This window comes from Acidovorax radicis N35, from assembly GCF_000204195.1.
Lineage (GTDB): Bacteria > Pseudomonadota > Gammaproteobacteria > Burkholderiales > Burkholderiaceae_C > Acidovorax > Acidovorax radicis.
This window is the reverse complement of sequence record NZ_AFBG01000018.1, coordinates 681,056-696,423: the sequence shown is the minus strand read 5'-3', so window position 1 is coordinate 696,423 and position 15,368 is coordinate 681,056. Positions and strand designations below refer to the sequence as shown.

General features: G+C 67.2%; 16 protein-coding genes. 12 read left to right on the top strand and 4 right to left on the bottom strand.

Annotation, left to right across the window (positions count from 1 at the left end):
* The first annotated feature begins 8 nt into the window (after positions 1-8).
* The 9 genes from ARADN35_RS0108875 to ARADN35_RS0108835 all read left to right on the top strand — a co-directional run bounded on the left by ARADN35_RS0108875 (position 9) and on the right by ARADN35_RS0108835 (position 9,043).
* Complete coding sequence (locus ARADN35_RS0108875) at positions 9-281, top strand: cytochrome C oxidase subunit IV family protein (protein WP_010461175.1); 273 nt, start codon at positions 9-11, stop codon at positions 279-281.
* A 193-nt stretch (positions 282-474) separates the two neighbouring features.
* On the top strand, positions 475-909 hold the full coding sequence (locus ARADN35_RS0108870) for a c-type cytochrome (protein ID WP_010461173.1): 435 nt from the start codon (positions 475-477) through the stop codon (positions 907-909).
* A 15-nt stretch (positions 910-924) separates the two neighbouring features.
* Entirely contained in the window at positions 925-2,361 is a 1,437-nt protein-coding gene (locus ARADN35_RS0108865; RefSeq protein WP_010461171.1) for a cbb3-type cytochrome c oxidase subunit I, read from the top strand.
* A gap of 19 nt (positions 2,362-2,380) precedes the next feature.
* Positions 2,381-3,190, top strand: a complete 810-nt coding sequence (locus ARADN35_RS0108860) for a CbbQ/NirQ/NorQ/GpvN family protein (protein ID WP_010461168.1) — start codon at positions 2,381-2,383, stop codon at positions 3,188-3,190.
* 25 nt (positions 3,191-3,215) lie between these two features.
* Positions 3,216-4,316 carry a 4Fe-4S binding protein gene (locus ARADN35_RS0108855; RefSeq protein WP_010461166.1) on the top strand — a complete coding sequence of 367 codons (1,101 nt, stop codon included), beginning with the start codon at positions 3,216-3,218 and terminating at the stop codon, positions 4,314-4,316.
* Between the two features lies 1 nt (position 4,317).
* Positions 4,318-6,213: a nitric oxide reductase activation protein NorD gene (locus ARADN35_RS0108850; protein WP_010461164.1), complete on the top strand. Its 1,896-nt coding sequence runs from the start codon at positions 4,318-4,320 to the stop codon at positions 6,211-6,213.
* An 89-nt stretch (positions 6,214-6,302) separates the two neighbouring features.
* Positions 6,303-7,100 carry a Crp/Fnr family transcriptional regulator gene (locus ARADN35_RS0108845; protein ID WP_010461162.1) on the top strand — a complete coding sequence of 266 codons (798 nt, stop codon included), beginning with the start codon at positions 6,303-6,305 and terminating at the stop codon, positions 7,098-7,100.
* 127 nt (positions 7,101-7,227) lie between these two features.
* Positions 7,228-8,511, top strand: coding sequence for an O-acetylhomoserine aminocarboxypropyltransferase/cysteine synthase family protein (locus ARADN35_RS0108840; RefSeq protein WP_010461160.1), 1,284 nt, complete (start codon positions 7,228-7,230; stop codon positions 8,509-8,511).
* Positions 8,512-8,593: 82 nt separating this feature from the next.
* Positions 8,594-9,043 (top strand): energy transducer TonB, encoded by a 450-nt coding sequence (locus ARADN35_RS0108835; protein ID WP_010461158.1) that lies wholly within the window; start codon positions 8,594-8,596, stop codon positions 9,041-9,043.
* A gap of 27 nt (positions 9,044-9,070) precedes the next feature.
* On the opposite strand, the gene egtB is transcribed toward ARADN35_RS0108835, so the two are convergent.
* Both egtB and egtD read right to left on the bottom strand, forming a co-directional pair.
* Positions 9,071-10,342: an ergothioneine biosynthesis protein EgtB gene (gene egtB / locus ARADN35_RS0108830; protein WP_010461156.1), complete on the bottom strand. Its 1,272-nt coding sequence runs from the start codon at positions 10,340-10,342 to the stop codon at positions 9,071-9,073.
* Between the two features lie 13 nt (positions 10,343-10,355).
* Positions 10,356-11,276: an L-histidine N(alpha)-methyltransferase gene (egtD, locus tag ARADN35_RS0108825; RefSeq protein WP_029413734.1), complete on the bottom strand. Its 921-nt coding sequence runs from the start codon at positions 11,274-11,276 to the stop codon at positions 10,356-10,358.
* Positions 11,277-11,598: 322 nt separating this feature from the next.
* Here egtD and ARADN35_RS0108820 point away from each other — a divergent pair, with 322 nt between their 5' ends.
* From ARADN35_RS0108820 to ARADN35_RS0108810, 3 genes are all read left to right on the top strand, one after another.
* On the top strand, positions 11,599-12,273 hold the full coding sequence (locus tag ARADN35_RS0108820) for a dioxygenase family protein (RefSeq protein ID WP_010461152.1): 675 nt from the start codon (positions 11,599-11,601) through the stop codon (positions 12,271-12,273).
* A 203-nt stretch (positions 12,274-12,476) separates the two neighbouring features.
* Positions 12,477-12,725, top strand: coding sequence for a DUF1272 domain-containing protein (locus ARADN35_RS0108815; RefSeq protein ID WP_010461150.1), 249 nt, complete (start codon positions 12,477-12,479; stop codon positions 12,723-12,725).
* The gene (locus tag ARADN35_RS0108810; protein ID WP_010461148.1) at positions 12,722-13,354 is read left to right on the top strand and encodes a LysE family translocator; all 633 of its coding nucleotides are present in this window, start codon (positions 12,722-12,724) and stop codon (positions 13,352-13,354) included. Before ARADN35_RS0108815 ends, ARADN35_RS0108810 begins: the two co-directional genes overlap by 4 nt.
* Before the next feature lie 138 nt (positions 13,355-13,492).
* Here ARADN35_RS0108810 and ARADN35_RS0108805 read toward each other — a convergent pair whose 3' ends face one another.
* Together ARADN35_RS0108805 and ARADN35_RS0108800 are read right to left on the bottom strand one after the other, a co-directional pair.
* Positions 13,493-14,083, bottom strand: coding sequence for an OmpW/AlkL family protein (locus tag ARADN35_RS0108805; RefSeq protein ID WP_010461146.1), 591 nt, complete (start codon positions 14,081-14,083; stop codon positions 13,493-13,495).
* Positions 14,084-14,213: 130 nt separating this feature from the next.
* Positions 14,214-15,200: a DUF808 domain-containing protein gene (locus ARADN35_RS0108800; RefSeq protein WP_010461144.1), complete on the bottom strand. Its 987-nt coding sequence runs from the start codon at positions 15,198-15,200 to the stop codon at positions 14,214-14,216.
* Positions 15,201-15,368: the final 168 nt, after the last annotated feature.

Genomic DNA, 15,368 nt, shown 5'->3' with positions numbered 1-15,368 from the left:
AGGTCTGCATGAAACACCCGCACCACCGCATCAACGCCATCTGGATCGCCCTGCTGGCCGCCACGGCCATCACCGCCTGGCTGGGCGAGCACGCGGGTGCGCAAGGCCTGGGCACCGGCGCGGCCGTGCTGGTGCTGGCCCTGGCCGCTGCCAAGGGCTGCCTCATCATCCTGGACTACATGGAACTGCGCCGTGCCCCGGCGCTGTGGCGCCGCCTGCTGCTGGGCTGGCTGGCCGCCGTGGTGCTGCTGGTGCTAGTGGTGACGCTCTGGCCGCGGTAGCCTGCCACCGCCTTCGCCATCCACTATCAAATCAATAGCTGCTTGCGCTTTCCGCACAAGCGTGCGGGGCCATTTTTGCTCAAAAACTCCGCGCAAAAAACCCGGGGGCAGCTGCGCATTCCTTGAACCGGTTCAAGGAAAAAAGCCGAGCAAATTGGGAGGATATAGCCGTCCATTTCAAGGAGGGCTTCGAATGAGCCAATCACACAGCGGGTTCACCAAACAGATGGCCCGCAACATGTTCTACGGGGGCACTGTGTTCTTCGCCCTGCTGTTTGCCGCCATTGTGTTCGACAGCGAGCGCCGCATCCCCGAGCGCTCCAACGCCCAGGCCATCACCCCGGCTGTGGTGGCAGGCAAGAAGATCTGGGAGACCCGCAATTGCATCGGCTGCCACACCCTGCTGGGCGAGGGCGCGTACTTCGCACCCGAGCTAGGCAACGTCTACAAGCGCCGGGGCGGCGACTTCATCAAGGTGTGGATGAAGGTCCAGCCCACCGGCGTGGCACACCGCCGCCAGATGCCGCAATTCAACCTCACTGACCAGCAGCTCGATGAGCTCGTCGAGTTCCTCAAGTGGACGGGCGAGATCAACACCGAGAAGTGGCCACCCAACATCGAAGGCTGAAGAGGGACCGACACCATGCACATTCCAACACTCAAATACCAGAGCCAATCGGTCTCGAAGCTCTACTTCATCGCAGCCATGGCGCTCTTCGCCGGGCAGATCATCTTCGGCATCACGCTGGGCCTGCAATACGTGGTGGGTGATCTGTTCTTCCCCTACGTCCCGTTCAATGTGGCGCGGATGGTGCACACCAACCTGCTCATCGTGTGGCTGCTGTTTGGCTTCATGGGCGCGGCCTACTACATGGTGCCCGAGGAGTCGGAGACCGAGCTGCACTCCGTCCTGCTGGCCAAGGTGCTGTTCTGGGTCTTTCTCACAGCGGGCGCGCTCACCATCGTGGGCTACCTCACGGTGCCCTACGCCAAGCTCGCCGAACTGACGGGCAACGACCTGCTGCAGACCATGGGCCGCGAGTTCCTGGAGCAGCCGCTGCCCACCAAGGTGGGCATCGTGGTCGTGGCGCTGGGCTTTCTCTACAACATCAGCATGACGGTGCTCAAGGGCCGCAAGACCGCCATCTCGCTGGTGCTGCTGATGGGCCTGTGGGGCCTGGCGCTGATGTTCCTGTTCAGCTTCGTGAACCCGCACAACCTGGTGCGCGACAAGATGTACTGGTGGTTTGTGGTCCACCTGTGGGTGGAGGGCGTGTGGGAGCTGATCCTGGGCTCGCTGCTGGCCTACGTGCTCGTCAAAACCACGGGCGTGGACCGTGAGGTGATCGATAAGTGGCTGTACGTGATCATCGCCTTCGCGCTGATGACCGGCATACTGGGCACGGGCCACCACTTCTACTTCATCGGCCTGCCCGGCTACTGGCACTGGATCGGCAGCATCTTCAGCGCCCTGGAACCCGTGCCTTTCTTCATGATGACGGTGTTCGCCTTCAACATGGTGCAACGCCGCCGCCGCGACCACCCCAATCAAGCCGCCGTGCTGTGGGCCGTGGGCACCGCCGTGCTGGGCTTCCTGGGCGCCGGCCTGTGGGGCTTTATCCACACGCTGTCGGCCGTCAACTACTACACCCATGGCTCGCAGATCACCGCGGCCCACGGCCACCTGGCCTTCTATGGCGCGTATGTGCTCGTGGTCATCACGCTCATCAGCTACGCCATGCCCACGCTGCGCGGGCGCATTGCCAACAGCCCGCGGGCCCAGGCGGCGGAGATGTGGAGCTTCTGGATCATGAGCATCGGCATGGCCGTGATGGTGCTGGCACTCACGGGCGCAGGCATCCTGCAAGTGTGGCTGCAGCGCATCCCCGAGACCAACGCCATGGGATTCATGGCTACGCAGGAGCAGCTGTCCATCTTCTACTGGGTGCGCGTGGGGGGCGGCGTGGTCTTCCTGCTGGGCCAGCTGCTGTTCTTCTACAGCTTCTTCATCGGCGGCGATCCCGTCACCGAGGAAGGCCGCGCGGGCACCCCCGGCCGCACGGCCCTGGGCACCGCCTGAGCCGCGCAAGGAAAACCCCATGGACCACAGCGAACTGCACCGCATCGCCTCCGCGGCCCTGCCCTTCTACGCAGAGCAGGGCAATGAGGCCGCACTGTTCGAACATGCCTGGCGGCAGCGCCTTCCGCTGCTCATCAAGGGCCCCACGGGCTGTGGCAAGACGCGCTTTGTGAAGCACATGGCCGCCCGCCTGGGGCGGCCCCTCATCACGGTGAGCTGCCACGACGACCTGGCCGCCGCCGACCTGGTAGGCCGCCACCTGCTGAGCGCAGAGGGCACAGTCTGGGCCGACGGCCCCCTGGCACGCGCGGTGCGCCAGGGCGCGATCTGCTACCTGGACGAGGTGGTGGAAGCGCGCAAGGACACCACCGTGGTGCTGCACCCGCTGGCAGACGACCGGCGCGTGCTGCCCATCGAGCGCACCGGCGAACAGCTGGCCGCGCCGCCCGAGTTCATGCTGGTGATCTCGTACAACCCCGGCTACCAGAGCCTGCTCAAGAGCCTCAAGCCCAGCACCCGCCAGCGCTTCGTGGCGCTCAACCTGGGCTACCCCGCTCCAGCGGTCGAAGAAGCCATCCTGCGCACCGAGGCGGGCGCAAGCCCCCACCTGGCGGCCACGCTGGTGCGCCTGGGCACCGCCCTGCGCCAGTTGACCGACCAGGACCTGGAAGAAACCGCCAGCACCCGGCTGCTGGTGATGGCTGCACGCCTGGCCGTCTCGGGCGTGCCGCTGGCGGCCGCGTGCCGCGCGGCCATCGTGGATGCCCTCACGGACGATGCCGACACGGCTGCGGCCCTGGGCGAGGTCGTCCAGGCCCTGCTGGGCTAGGGCCGCCGGTCCATGTCTGCGCCCCATGCAACGCCAGCGACGCACGTTCCAGATCGCCTTCTTCGCGCTGTTTCTGCTCGCACCCGCGCTGAACCTGCTGCGCCTTGATATCACCGAGGTCCAGCTGTGGGCGCTGGGCCAGCGTTGGAGCCTGGGGATCGACGACTTCCGCCAAGGGCTGATCGGGCCGGGCGAAATGACCTGGCGGCTCTTTGTGCGTGCGCTGCTCCCGGCCATCATGCTGGTGGGCGGCTTTCTGGCCATGGCGTGGCGCTACGGGCGTCTGTACTGCGGCTGGCTGTGCCCGCATTTCTCTCTGGTGGAGCTGCTCAACCATGTGCTGCAAAAGGCCTGCGGGCGCCTGTCGCTGTGGGACCGCAAAGCCACGCCGCGCCAGGGCCTCACGCCCCACCGCCGCTGGTGGCCGGTGTTCGTGCTGCTGTCCGTGCTGATGGGTTTTGTGTGGGCCATCACTTTGCTCACCTACCTGCTGCCGCCCGCCGATGTCTGGGGCCGGCTGGTCAGCGGCACCTCGACCCCGGGACAATTGCGCTTCCTGATTGCCGGTACCGCGGTCTTCAGCGCCGAATTTCTGCTGGCCCGTCACCTGTTTTGCCGCTTTGGCTGCGCCGTGGGCCTGTTCCAGAGCCTGGTGTGGATGGCCAATCCGCGCGGCCGGGTGGTCGGTTTTGCCCGGGATGTGGGGCGCCAGGGCGTGCTCGCCCATCCCAGCGCGCCCAGTGGCCTCGCGCCCGCCACCCCCGCCCACTGCCGCAGTTGCGACGCACCGCACGGCAATGCCTGCGACCGCGCCTGCCCCATGCACCTGCCGCCGCGCCAGTTCAAGCGGCGCAAGTTCTCGTGCGTGCAGTGCGGGCTGTGCGTGCAATCCTGTGAGGCGTCACAGGCCGCGCAGCAGCGCGAGCCCTTGCTGCAGTGGAGCATTGGCGTCGATGCGCTGCGCGAGTCGCTGCGGCCGCGGCGCACCGAGGCCGTGGACGCACCGGCTGCGGCGCCGTATCCCGCACACCCCAAACATCCCGCCCCCGGGGGCGAAAAGCACACCGCCGTGCTGCCCAACGCCGCCCCCGCGGCATCCCATGCGGCACACGCCGCGGAGCACTGACATGGAAGAGTGGATCGGCCAGCAATGGCACCGCCTCATCACCCGCTGGGCCGAGCCTGGCCACGCCACGGTTGCCGTGTCTCTGGACGAGATGCGCAAGCCGCTGGGCTTGCTGCTACGCTGCGGCGGCGGGCCGGCCGGCATGCGCATTGGCCCCGCCGCCGTGCGCGGCCACGGCGGGCCGCGTGGATGGGTGCAACGCGTGGCCGGCAGCGGCACGCGCGCCGCCCTGCCGGAGTTCCACCACGACCTGCTGGCCCTGCCGCCCAGCGTGGCGGTATTTCCAGATAAAGCGCTGAATCGATCTCTCTATCTCTGGCTGGCGGCCCTGGCCTCGCAATGGAACAGCGCAGCCCCCCTGCACGGCTGCGGCTGGATGGGCCACAACCTCGCCGCAGTGCGAGCCACGCTGGCAACCTTCCCGGGCCTGGCATCCGTGTACGCGCAACTGCGGCAGGCCCAGCTGGCGCTGCGCCCGGCGCCCGGCCGCTTGCGCGGCCCGGCCGCCGAGGCCGAGGCGTGGGTGCAGCGCGCCCTGCGGGGCGAATTTGACCAGGGCCTTGCGCCCGGCGCCCTGTTGCCACCCAGCCTCACGCCCACCGAGGTGGCCCCAGTCTGGCTCTGGCTGGAGAGCTGCGGCACCAGCGACGCCGACGCGCCGCGCCGCCCGGCGCAGCCCCCTGGCCCCCAATCAACCGGGAGTACCGCCACACCCGCGCCAGAAGACAGCACGCGTCGCAAGGCCGAGCGGGTGCGCGACGAGCGCCATGCCGCCCCGCTGATGCTGTTCTTTCGCGCCGAATCCATCTTCTCGTGGGGCGAATTCACCAAGGTGCAGCGGGCCGATGACGATAGCGACGACGGCAACGCGCTGGAAGCCGCGCGCGACATGGACGTGCTCTCCATCGCCGAAGACCCGGGCAATGCCAGCCGCCTGGCTGCGCGTGTGCGCTTCGACCTGGACCTGCCCAGCGCCGCGGCAGACGATATGGCCCTGGGCCCCGGCGAGCACCTGCCCGAGTGGGACTGGAAGGCCGGTGCACTGCGCCCCGCGCACTGCGCTGTGCAATGCAGGGTGGCCCGCGATACCGCCCCGTTCACGCCCGATGCACAGCTGCGCACCACCGTGCGGCAAGTGCGCAGGCGCCTGGAGGTACTGCGCGCGGCACCCGCGCGCGCGCACGCCCAGGCCGACGGCGATGAGCTGGACGTGGATGCCTGGGTACGCCACGCCGCAAACGCAGCCGCCTGGCGCAGCGAGTCCCCGGCCGTCTGGCAGCGGCGCGTGCGCGCCGAGCGCAGCCTGGCCACACTGCTGCTGGCCGACCTGTCACTCTCCACCGACGCGCACGTGGCCGGTGCCGGTCGGCCTATGCGCGTGGTGGACGTAATCCGCGACGCGCTCTATGTCTTTGGCGAGGCCCTGTCGGCCGGAGGAGACACTTTCGAGATGCTGGGCTTCAGCTCGGTGCGGCGCCAGAACGTGCGCATCCAGCACCTCAAGGGGTTTGACGAAGCCTGGACAGGCGCGGCCCGTTCGCGGGTAGGCGCCATCAAGCCGGGCTACTACACGCGCATGGGCGCTGCCATCCGCCACGCCACGGCGCGCCTGGCGGCACGGCCCGAGCGCCAGCGCTTGCTGCTGCTGCTCACCGACGGAAAACCCAATGACCTGGACGTGTACGAGGGCCGCTACGGGCTGGAGGACACGCGCCACGCGGTGCACGAGGCGCGCGCGCAGGGCCTCACGCCCTTTGCCATCACCATCGACAACGCAGGTCACGACTACCTGCCCTTTCTTTTTGGCCAGCAGGGCTATGCGCTCGTACACCGTCCGCGCGACCTGGCCCTGCGCCTGGCCGCTGTGTACAGCCAGATCACCTACCACGGAATTTGACGCGCCGCAGCATTTCCTTGACATCGGACATGAACGAATCCCGCAGACGCCGGTGTAATGGGCGCATCCCCGCTCTCCAGTGCCCCGCCATGGACATCCGGCAATTTGATATCCCACGCTACCTGTCGGCGCTGCCGCTGTTTCAGGAAGCCACTCCGTCCGATCTGGCGCGCCTGGCGACCGGCTGCCGGCTGCGCCGCTTTGCACGCGGCGACACCATCTTCCGGGTGGGCACACCGTGCGAGGAGTTTCACGTGACGGTGCTCGGTCAGGTCAAACTCTTTGCGCTCTCGCCCTCAGGGCAGGAAAAAGTCATTGAACTGGTGGGCCCCGGAAGCACCTTTGCCGAGGCGCTCATGTTCACGGGCAAGCCCTACATCATCAACGCCCAGGCGCTGAGCGACACGCTGTTGCTGAGCGTCGACAAAAGCACGGTCGAGCGCGAAATCGAAGCGGACCCGCGCTTTGCCATGCGCATGCTTGCCGGCATTTCGCGGCGGCTGCATGGACTGGTGCATGACGTGCAGACCTATACGCTGCACAGCGGCATGCAGCGCGTGATCAGCTACTTGCTGCGCGAACTGCCCGAAGATTCGAACGACGCCGCCGGCCTCGCGCTGGCCTGTGCCGGCCATGGCCAGCCGCAGGGGCCTGGTGGCTTGAACGTGACCCTTCCGGTGAGCAAGGCCACCATCGCCTCGCGCCTGTCCCTCACGCCCGAGTATTTCTCCCGCGTGCTGCACGAACTGGAAGACGCAGGCCTCATCCGCATGGCCAGGCGCGACATTCACATCCCCGACGCAGCGCGCCTGGCCGCGCACAATTGGCCCGAGCCCTGCTCACGCCGGTGCATGTCAGCCCAGGCCGCCGTGGCCCTGCCCGCCTGAAACAGGCCGGGCGCCCCATAAGCTCATCACCAACGATTCGAACGAAGCGGCGCGCGGCGATGCAAGAATGGCCCTGCGGCGGCACTGCCGCCTCGCCCCATTCAACCGCTGACAAGGACCTCGTACCATGAAGATCGAAACCCTGGCCGTGCACGCTGGCTACAGCCCCGACCCCACCACCAAGGCCGTGGCCGTGCCCATCTACCAGACGGTGGCCTACGCCTTCGACAGCGCGCAGCACGGCGCGGACCTGTTCGATTTGAAGGTGCCGGGCAACATCTACACCCGCATCATGAACCCGACGACCGACGTGCTGGAAAAGCGCGTCGCGGCGCTCGAAGGCGGCATCGCGGCGCTGGCCGTGGCCTCGGGCATGGCGGCCATCACCTACGCCATCCAGACGATTGCCGAGGCGGGCGACAACATCGTGTCGGCGAGCACGCTGTATGGCGGCACCTACAACCTGTTTGCGCACACGCTGCCCCAGCAGGGCATCACCACGCGCTTTGCCGACCCGCGCGACCCGGCCAGCTTTGCGCAGCACATCGACGCACGCACCAAGGCGATCTTCATCGAGTCCATCGGCAACCCGCTGGGCAACGTGACCGACATCCGCGCACTGGCCGATGTGGCCCATGCGCACGGCATTCCGCTGATCGTGGACAACACGGTGCCCAGCCCCTACCTGCTGCGCCCCATCGAGCACGGCGCCGACATCGTGGTGCACTCGCTCACCAAGTACCTGGGCGGCCACGGCAACAGTGTGGGCGGCGCCATCGTGGACAGCGGCAAGTTCCCATGGGCCGAGCACAAGGCCCGCTTTCCGCGCCTGAACGAGCCCGACGTGAGCTACCACGGCGTGGTCTACACCGAAGCTCTGGGCCCCGCCGCCTTCATCGGCCGCGCGCGCGTGGTGCCGCTGCGCAATACCGGCGCGGCGCTGGCACCGCTCAATGCCTTCTTGATTCTGCAAGGCATCGAGACCCTGGCCCTGCGCATGGACCGCATCTGCGACAACACGCTGGCGCTGGCAAAGTACCTGCAAAGCCACCCCAAGGTGGAATGGGTGCGCTACGCCGGCCTGCCCGACCACCCGGACCACGCGCTGGTGCAGCGGCAGTCGGGCGGCAAGGCGTCCGGCATCCTGAGTTTCGGGCTCAAGAGCACCGACGCCGACCCGCGGGCGGCCGGTGCGCGCTTCCTGGACGCGCTGCAGCTCTTCACCCGCCTGGTGAACATCGGCGACGCGAAATCGCTGGCCACGCACCCCGCATCGACCACGCACCGCCAGCTCAACCCCGAAGAGCTGGCCAAGGCGGGCGTGAGCGAGAGCATGGTGCGGCTGTCGGTGGGCATCGAGCACATTGACGACCTGCAGGCAGACCTGGTGCAGGCGCTCGACGCCGTCTGACCATTCGCCCGCAGCCGACGCCAGTTGCGGGATACTGGTGGGATTGCCCCGCAGTCGCGGGGCGCCCTGACCCTCCATCGCCATGTTCCGCCTATCTACTCTTGCACCGCTTACCCTCGGCCTGCTGACCCTGGCCGGCTGCAGTTCCTCACTGTTCACGCCGCCACGCGGCGTGGATGTGACCGAATCCCAAGTCACCAGTTTCCGCCAGCGCGAGGACGAACAATTGCTGCGGCAGCAGGTGTCGCCACCGCTCGACACGCCCTTGACGCTGCTGGAGGCACCGCTGCCGCGCTACCCGTCGTTTCTGCTGAATGACCCGTCGCCCAAGGCGCGCGGCGATGTGACGGTGTCGTTCGAGGTCATGCCCAGCGGGCTGGTCGGCACCACGCGCGTAGTGTCTGGAACGGGCGAAGATGCCCTGCACAAACCCGCGACTGACGCGGTGCGCCGCTGGAAGTTTGCGCCGCTGCTGCGCAATGGCGAGCCCGCCCGCCTGGTGCTGCAGCACACCTTCCGCATGGAGCCCTGAGCGCGCCAGATACCGCTGTAAGTCGCCTCATGCATCCCGCGCCAACCGCAGCCCCGTGTACTGCCAGCGCGCCGTCGCCGGGAAGAAGTTGCGGTAGGTGCTGCGTGCATGCCCCGCAGGCGTGGCGCACGAGCTGCCGCGCAGCACGTACTGGTTGACCATGAACTTGCCGTTGTATTCGCCCACCGCGCCTTCGGCGGTGCGAAAGCCCGGGTACGCGGCGTAGCTCGATTGCGTCCATTGCCAGGCGCTGCCGAACAGTTGTTCCAGGGCTTGGCCATCGTGGCCTCCATCATCGTGCCCGTCAGCCGCTACGGCTTGCGCAGCATGCTCCCACTCGGCCTCGGTGGGCAGGCGTGCACCCACCCAGCGGGCGTAGGCATCGGCCTCGTAGTACGACAGGTGCACCACGGGCAGATCGCCACGCAGCGGCTGCAGGCCAGCCAGGGTGAACGCATGCCAGACACCGCTGTCCATCCGCTGCCAATACAGGGGGTGGTCAAGCCCCTGGGCCACGCGCCAGTCCCAGCCTTCGGCCAGCCAGTGGGCGGGGTTGTCGTAGCCGCCGCCTTCCACAAAGGCCAGCCATTCCGCGTTGGTCACCAGCCGCGAGGCCAGCGCATACGGCGCAAGGTAGGTGTGGTGGCGTGGGCTTTCGTTGTCGAAGGCAAAACCATCGCCCCGGTGGCCCATGTCCACCAGCCCGCCGTCCAGCGTCAACCACCCGAAGGGTTCGGTGGCCGGCACCAGAGCCAGGTCGCCCGCCGCACTGGTGGCCGCACCATCGTCGGCCGCCCTATACGCAGGATGCGTGGAATTGCACGACAGCAGGTGCTTGACGTCCGTCACCAGCAGCTCCTGGTGCTGCTGCTCGTGCTGCAGCCCCAGCTCGATGAGCGCGCACAGCGCAGCGTCGTTCAACACGGTGGGCAACAGGCGCGCCATGCGTTGGTCCACATTGGCGCGGTAGGCGCGTACTTCATCCAGCGGCGGCCGGGTCAGCAGCCCCCGCTGCGGCCGCGGGTGTTTGGCACCCACGCCGTTGTAGTAGGAGTTGAACAGCACGCGAAACACGGGATTGAACGGTGCAAAGCCCGGCTCGTTCGGCTCCAGCACGAAGGTTTCGAAGAACCAGGTGGTGTGCGCCAGGTGCCACTTGGCGGGGCTGGCGTCGGGCATGGACTGCGCGCCGCAGTCTTCGGCCGACAGGGGCGAAACCAGTGCCACGCTGTGGTCCCGCACAGCGGCATAGCACGAGAGCAGCGCGGTCAGCGGGGGGCACACATCCATGTTGGTCATAGTCAATCCATTCTCAGGGGCGCGCATGCAGCACGGCAAACCAGCTGCGGTCATCCGTCCACGCCTGGGCCTGCGAGAACCCAGCGCGCGCCAGCATGTCGGTGAACACGGGCAGGGGGTATTTGTAGCTGTTTTCGGTGTGGATGCGCTCGCCCTGGTCAAACCGGCGGGCGCCACCAGGCCAGCGCACTTCGGCGTCGGCCAGGGCCTCCAGGTGCATCTCGATGCGCGACTCGTCCTGGTTGAAGAACGCGCGGTGCTGCCACTGCTGCACGTCGAAGTCGCTGCCGATCAACCGGTTCACATGCGTGAGCACGTTGCGGTTGAACGCGGCCGTGACGCCTGCCGCGTCGTCGTACGCGGCTTCCAGCACCTGCACGTCCTTGGGCAGGTCGATGCCGATCAGGAGGCCCCCGTCGTCGTCGATGAGCTCGCGCATGTGGGCCAGCAGCTGCAGCGCATGCGGCGGGTCGAAGTTGCCGATGGACGAGCCCGGATAGAACACCAGCCGCCCCTTGCGCGGAATGTCTGTGGGCAGCACCACGCCCTGGGTCATGTCGCCACCTACCGCGCGCGCATCCAGCCCCGGAAAGTCATCACGCAAGCCCTGCACCGCAGCCTGCAGAAAGTCGGCCGAAATATCGACCCCCACGAAGCAGGCGGGCTGCACCAGGCGGCACAGCGTGCGCGCCTTCTGGCAGTTGCCCGCACCCAGCTCGATCAGCGTACGGCCCGGGCCCACAGCCCGGGCGATGCCGTCTGCGTGCTGCTGCATGAGCGCGGTCTCGGTGCGGGTGGGGTAGTACTCTGGCAGGCGGGTGATCTCTTCGAACAGCTGTGAGCCGTGCTGGTCGTAGAAGTATTTGGGGGAGATGCTGGCGGGGCGCTGGTTCAGGCCGCGCGTGATGTCATCGGTGGGGCTGGACAAAGGCATGGATCTTGAAGCGTCTCGCGCGGCATGGCTTGCCACTGCTGGTGAAAGAGCGGAACCGCCGTGGAGCCCACAGGCTCCGAGACGACCATCCCGCCCGCAGGCTGGACCGTGAAAGGCAATATAACCCCACGGCCATCGGGACATTCTGCGACGGCGGGATGATGCTGCGTGTAGGTCATTTCCCCGTTACCTGCGGCGCAAAGGCCGCCCTCGCCGCCCGGCACGACACTGCGGCACTTTTTGCGCGTCGGGTGGCTCCTACCGCCGTGCGACCCGCACGGAGCCGATCACCACCCGCAGCCGCCCCAGGCAGGAGCCCACCATGCCCGACATTGCCACCCCGAGTTTTTCGCCACTGCACCCTGCCCCCACCGCCCCCACACGCCGCCAGTGGCTGCAGCAGGGCCTGCGGGGTGCTGCCCTGGTGGCCGCACCGGCGCTGGTGCAGCCCGCAGCAGCCCAGGCCCGCGCCATGCCCACACCACGCCAGACCGAGGGGCCCTACTACCCCGTGGACATCCCGGCGGACAGCGACAGCGACCTGCTGCGCAACGGCATGCGGCGCTACACCCAGGGCGAGGCTGTCTGGGTGGAAGGCCGGGTCACAGACACACAGGGCGTGCCGCTGTCAGGCGGCACGGTCGAGATCTGGCAGTGCGATGCCGACGGCCACTACCACCACCCGGGCGACGGCGGCAAGGCGGCCCCGGCGTTCCAGGGCTTCGGCCGTGTGGTGCTGGGGCGCGACGGACACTACCGCTTTCGCACCATCCGGCCAGCGCCGTACACCGGGCGCACGCCGCACATCCACTTCAAGGTGCGGCTGCCGGGGCGCGAGCTGCTGACCACGCAGATGTACGTGGCAGGAGATCCCGGCAACACACGCGACTACCTCTGGAGCCGCCTGGGTGATGCCGAGCGCGCAGCGCTCACCGTGCCCTTTGCGCCGTCGCCCGATGGCGTGCGTGCCCAGTTCGCGCTCGTGGTGCAGGCCTGACGCTGCGAAGCTTCCCCTGCTGCTGCGGTCCGAAAGACGGCCCCGCGCAGAGTGCCACCACCCAACCCTTCGCCAGCCCCAGCAGGGCAGATACGCAGCGCGGGTGTACTGCCTGGAATCGCGGCATCTGTACCTTGCCCCGCCGCACCGCCTGCCATACGCTTGCCGCAACCGGCCCCCACTTCTCTCCCAAAGGACACCCCATGCTCCAGATGCGACCCAACTGCGAATGCTGCAACAAGGACCTGCCGCCCAACTCCACCGACGCACGCATCTGCACCTTCGAATGCACCTTTTGCAGTGACTGCACCGGCAAGCGGCTGGGCCACGTTTGCCCCAACTGCGGAGGCGACCTGGTGCAGCGCCCCCGCAGGCCAGCCTCCAAGCTGTCCCAGTACCCGGCCTCCACCGAACGCGTGCTCAAGCCCCAGGGCTGTGGGATGCTGGCATGACCATCGCCACACTGCTTGTCTTCGCGCTGGTGGCCCTGGTGGCTATCGCCACGCCGGGGCCCACGGTGCTGCTGGCGCTGGCCAATGGTTCGCGCTACGGCATGCGCCGCTCGCTGCCGGGCATGCTGGGCGCCGTGGCGTCGGACCTTGTGCTGGTCGGTGCAGTGGCGCTGGGCCTGGGGGCGCTGCTGGCAGCGTCCGAGTTCTGGTTTTCGGTGGTGAAGTGGCTGGGCGCGGCCTACCTAGCCTGGCTGGGATTGCGACTGCTGCGCTCGCAAGGCGGGCTGGACATTGCGGCCGCGGGCGGAGCAGCCTCCGGCCCATTGGCCACGCCGCGCAGCATCTTCGCGCGTTCGTTCCTGGTGGCGGTCACCAACCCCAAGGGCTATCTTTTCTGTTCGGCACTGCTGCCGCAATTCATCGACTCCGGTGCACCGCAATGGCCGCAGTACGCCGCCATTGCAGCCGTTTTCGCCAGCCTCGACTTTGCCGTGATGCTGGCCTACGCGCTGATCGGCGCGCGCGCCGTCAAGCTGCTGCGCCGTCGCGCGGTGCTGTGGCTGGACCGCTGCTGCGGCGGCGCACTGCTGGCCTTGGCGGGCTCACTGGCCATTTACAAGCGGACGTAGTCAGCCCACGACGTCTTGCCATCGCAGCACTATGAAACTGGCGCAACCCCAGCCAGCGCCACCGCGCAACCGACTTCGCCGGGCCACCGGCGACGCCCCTTCAGGGGCTGAGGGGCCAAAGACAGCTCAGAGGGGTAATCAAAACCGCCAGCCCAGACCCACCCCCACCAGAACGGGGTCCACCTTGAAGGTGCCCAGCTTGACACCGCCGGCGCTCACGTCGGTCTTGATGAAAACCTTCTTCACATCGAAGTTGAGGTACAGATTCTTGGCAAGGGGGATGTCCACACCCACTTGCAGCGCGGGGCCGAAGCTGTTGCGGTCAATGTCCACGCCTGCGGGCAGGTTCACACTGGAAAACCGCGTGTAGTTCAGGCCTGCGCCCACATAGGGCTTGAAGCCAGCGGCATCAAAGTGGTACTGCACCAACAGCGTGGGTGGCAGGTGCTTGAGCGTGCCGATGGCAGCGCCGCCAGCGCTGAGTGTGTGCTTTTGGGGAACGGTCAGGATCAGCTCGGCCGCAACGTTCTTGTTGAAGAAGTAGGTGACGTCCACTTCGGGAATCGTCTTGTCGTTGATCGACAGGCCCAGGGGCGTGCTGTCCTTGTTGGCGCTGTCCAGGTGCACCACGCGTGCACGGACCATCCAGGGGCCTTCAGCCTGTTGCGCCAAGGCGGCGCCAGAAGACAGGGCACAAAGAACGGCGACAGCCAGCAGGTTTTTTTTCATGGTGATTTCGCATCGGTTGGACGGGGACGACCCCCGTGCATCTATTGAACCGCTGCACCCACCCACCGGCCTTGCCCTATCTCAAGACCTCCGTACTAACCCTTAGACCTACATCAAGACATACCCACTCTCACACAGTGGACTTGCCGCGCAGGCGCTGCACCAGCTTCACGCCGACCAGCACCAGCCCACCGGCAACAATCCCCACCACGGCGTTGAGCAAATTGGGCACCAGCACCGCCCACAGCCCGCCCACGGGCCATTGCGCGGCCACCGCACCGGAGGCGTCCACCGCGTGGTGCAGCATCGGAACCCCGTGCACCAGGATGCCACCACCCACCAGGAACATCGCCGCCGTGCCCGCGATGGACAGGCCCTTCATGAGCCAGGGCGCAGCGCGCAGGATGCCCGAACCCACGGCCCGGGCCGCGCTGCTGGCCTTGCCATTCAGCCACAGGCCCAGGTCATCAAGCTTGACGATGCCCGCCACCAGACCATACACACCAATGGTCATGATCACCGCAATGCCCGACAGCACGGCCACTTGTTGCGTGAAAGGTGCCGCTGCCACGGTGCCGAGGGTGATTGCGATGATTTCCGCCGACAGGATGAAGTCGGTGCGTACAGCGCCCTTGATCTTGTCTTTCTCGAAGGCCACCAGATCCACCGCCGGGTTGGCATTGGCCTTGGCGTGGCTTTCGTGCTCGGCGTCATCCTCATGCTGCGCATGCAGCAATTTGTGCGCCACCTTTTCGAAACCCTCAAAACACAAGAAGGCGCCGCCCACCATCAACAAGGGCGTCACGGCCCAAGGCGCAAAGGCACTGATCAGCAGCGCCGTCGGCACGAGGATGACCTTGTTGATGAACGACCCTTTGGCCACGGCCCACACCACGGGTATTTCGCGCTCAGCGCGCACACCGGTGACTTGCTGGGCATTGAGCGCCAGGTCGTCCCCCAGCACACCCGCTGTCTTCTGGGCTGCGACCTTGGTCATGACCGATACGTCATCGGCCATGGCGGCACTCTTCTTGGCCGCCACCTTGGTCATGAGGGCCACATCGTCGAGGATGGTGGCGATATCGTCCAACAGGGCAAGCAGGCTGCCAGCGGCCATGGGGAGTCCTTGAAATGGGTCTGTGAAAAGCGGCGGGCATGCCGCCTGTGTGCGCTGCACTATAGCAACGCGCAAGGCTGCTGCATCACCCACCAAAGTCCCCTCGGCGTGGGCGGCCATTCCTCCGTATTCACCCCCCGGCGGGCCGCCGTTTTCCTTTGCCAACGA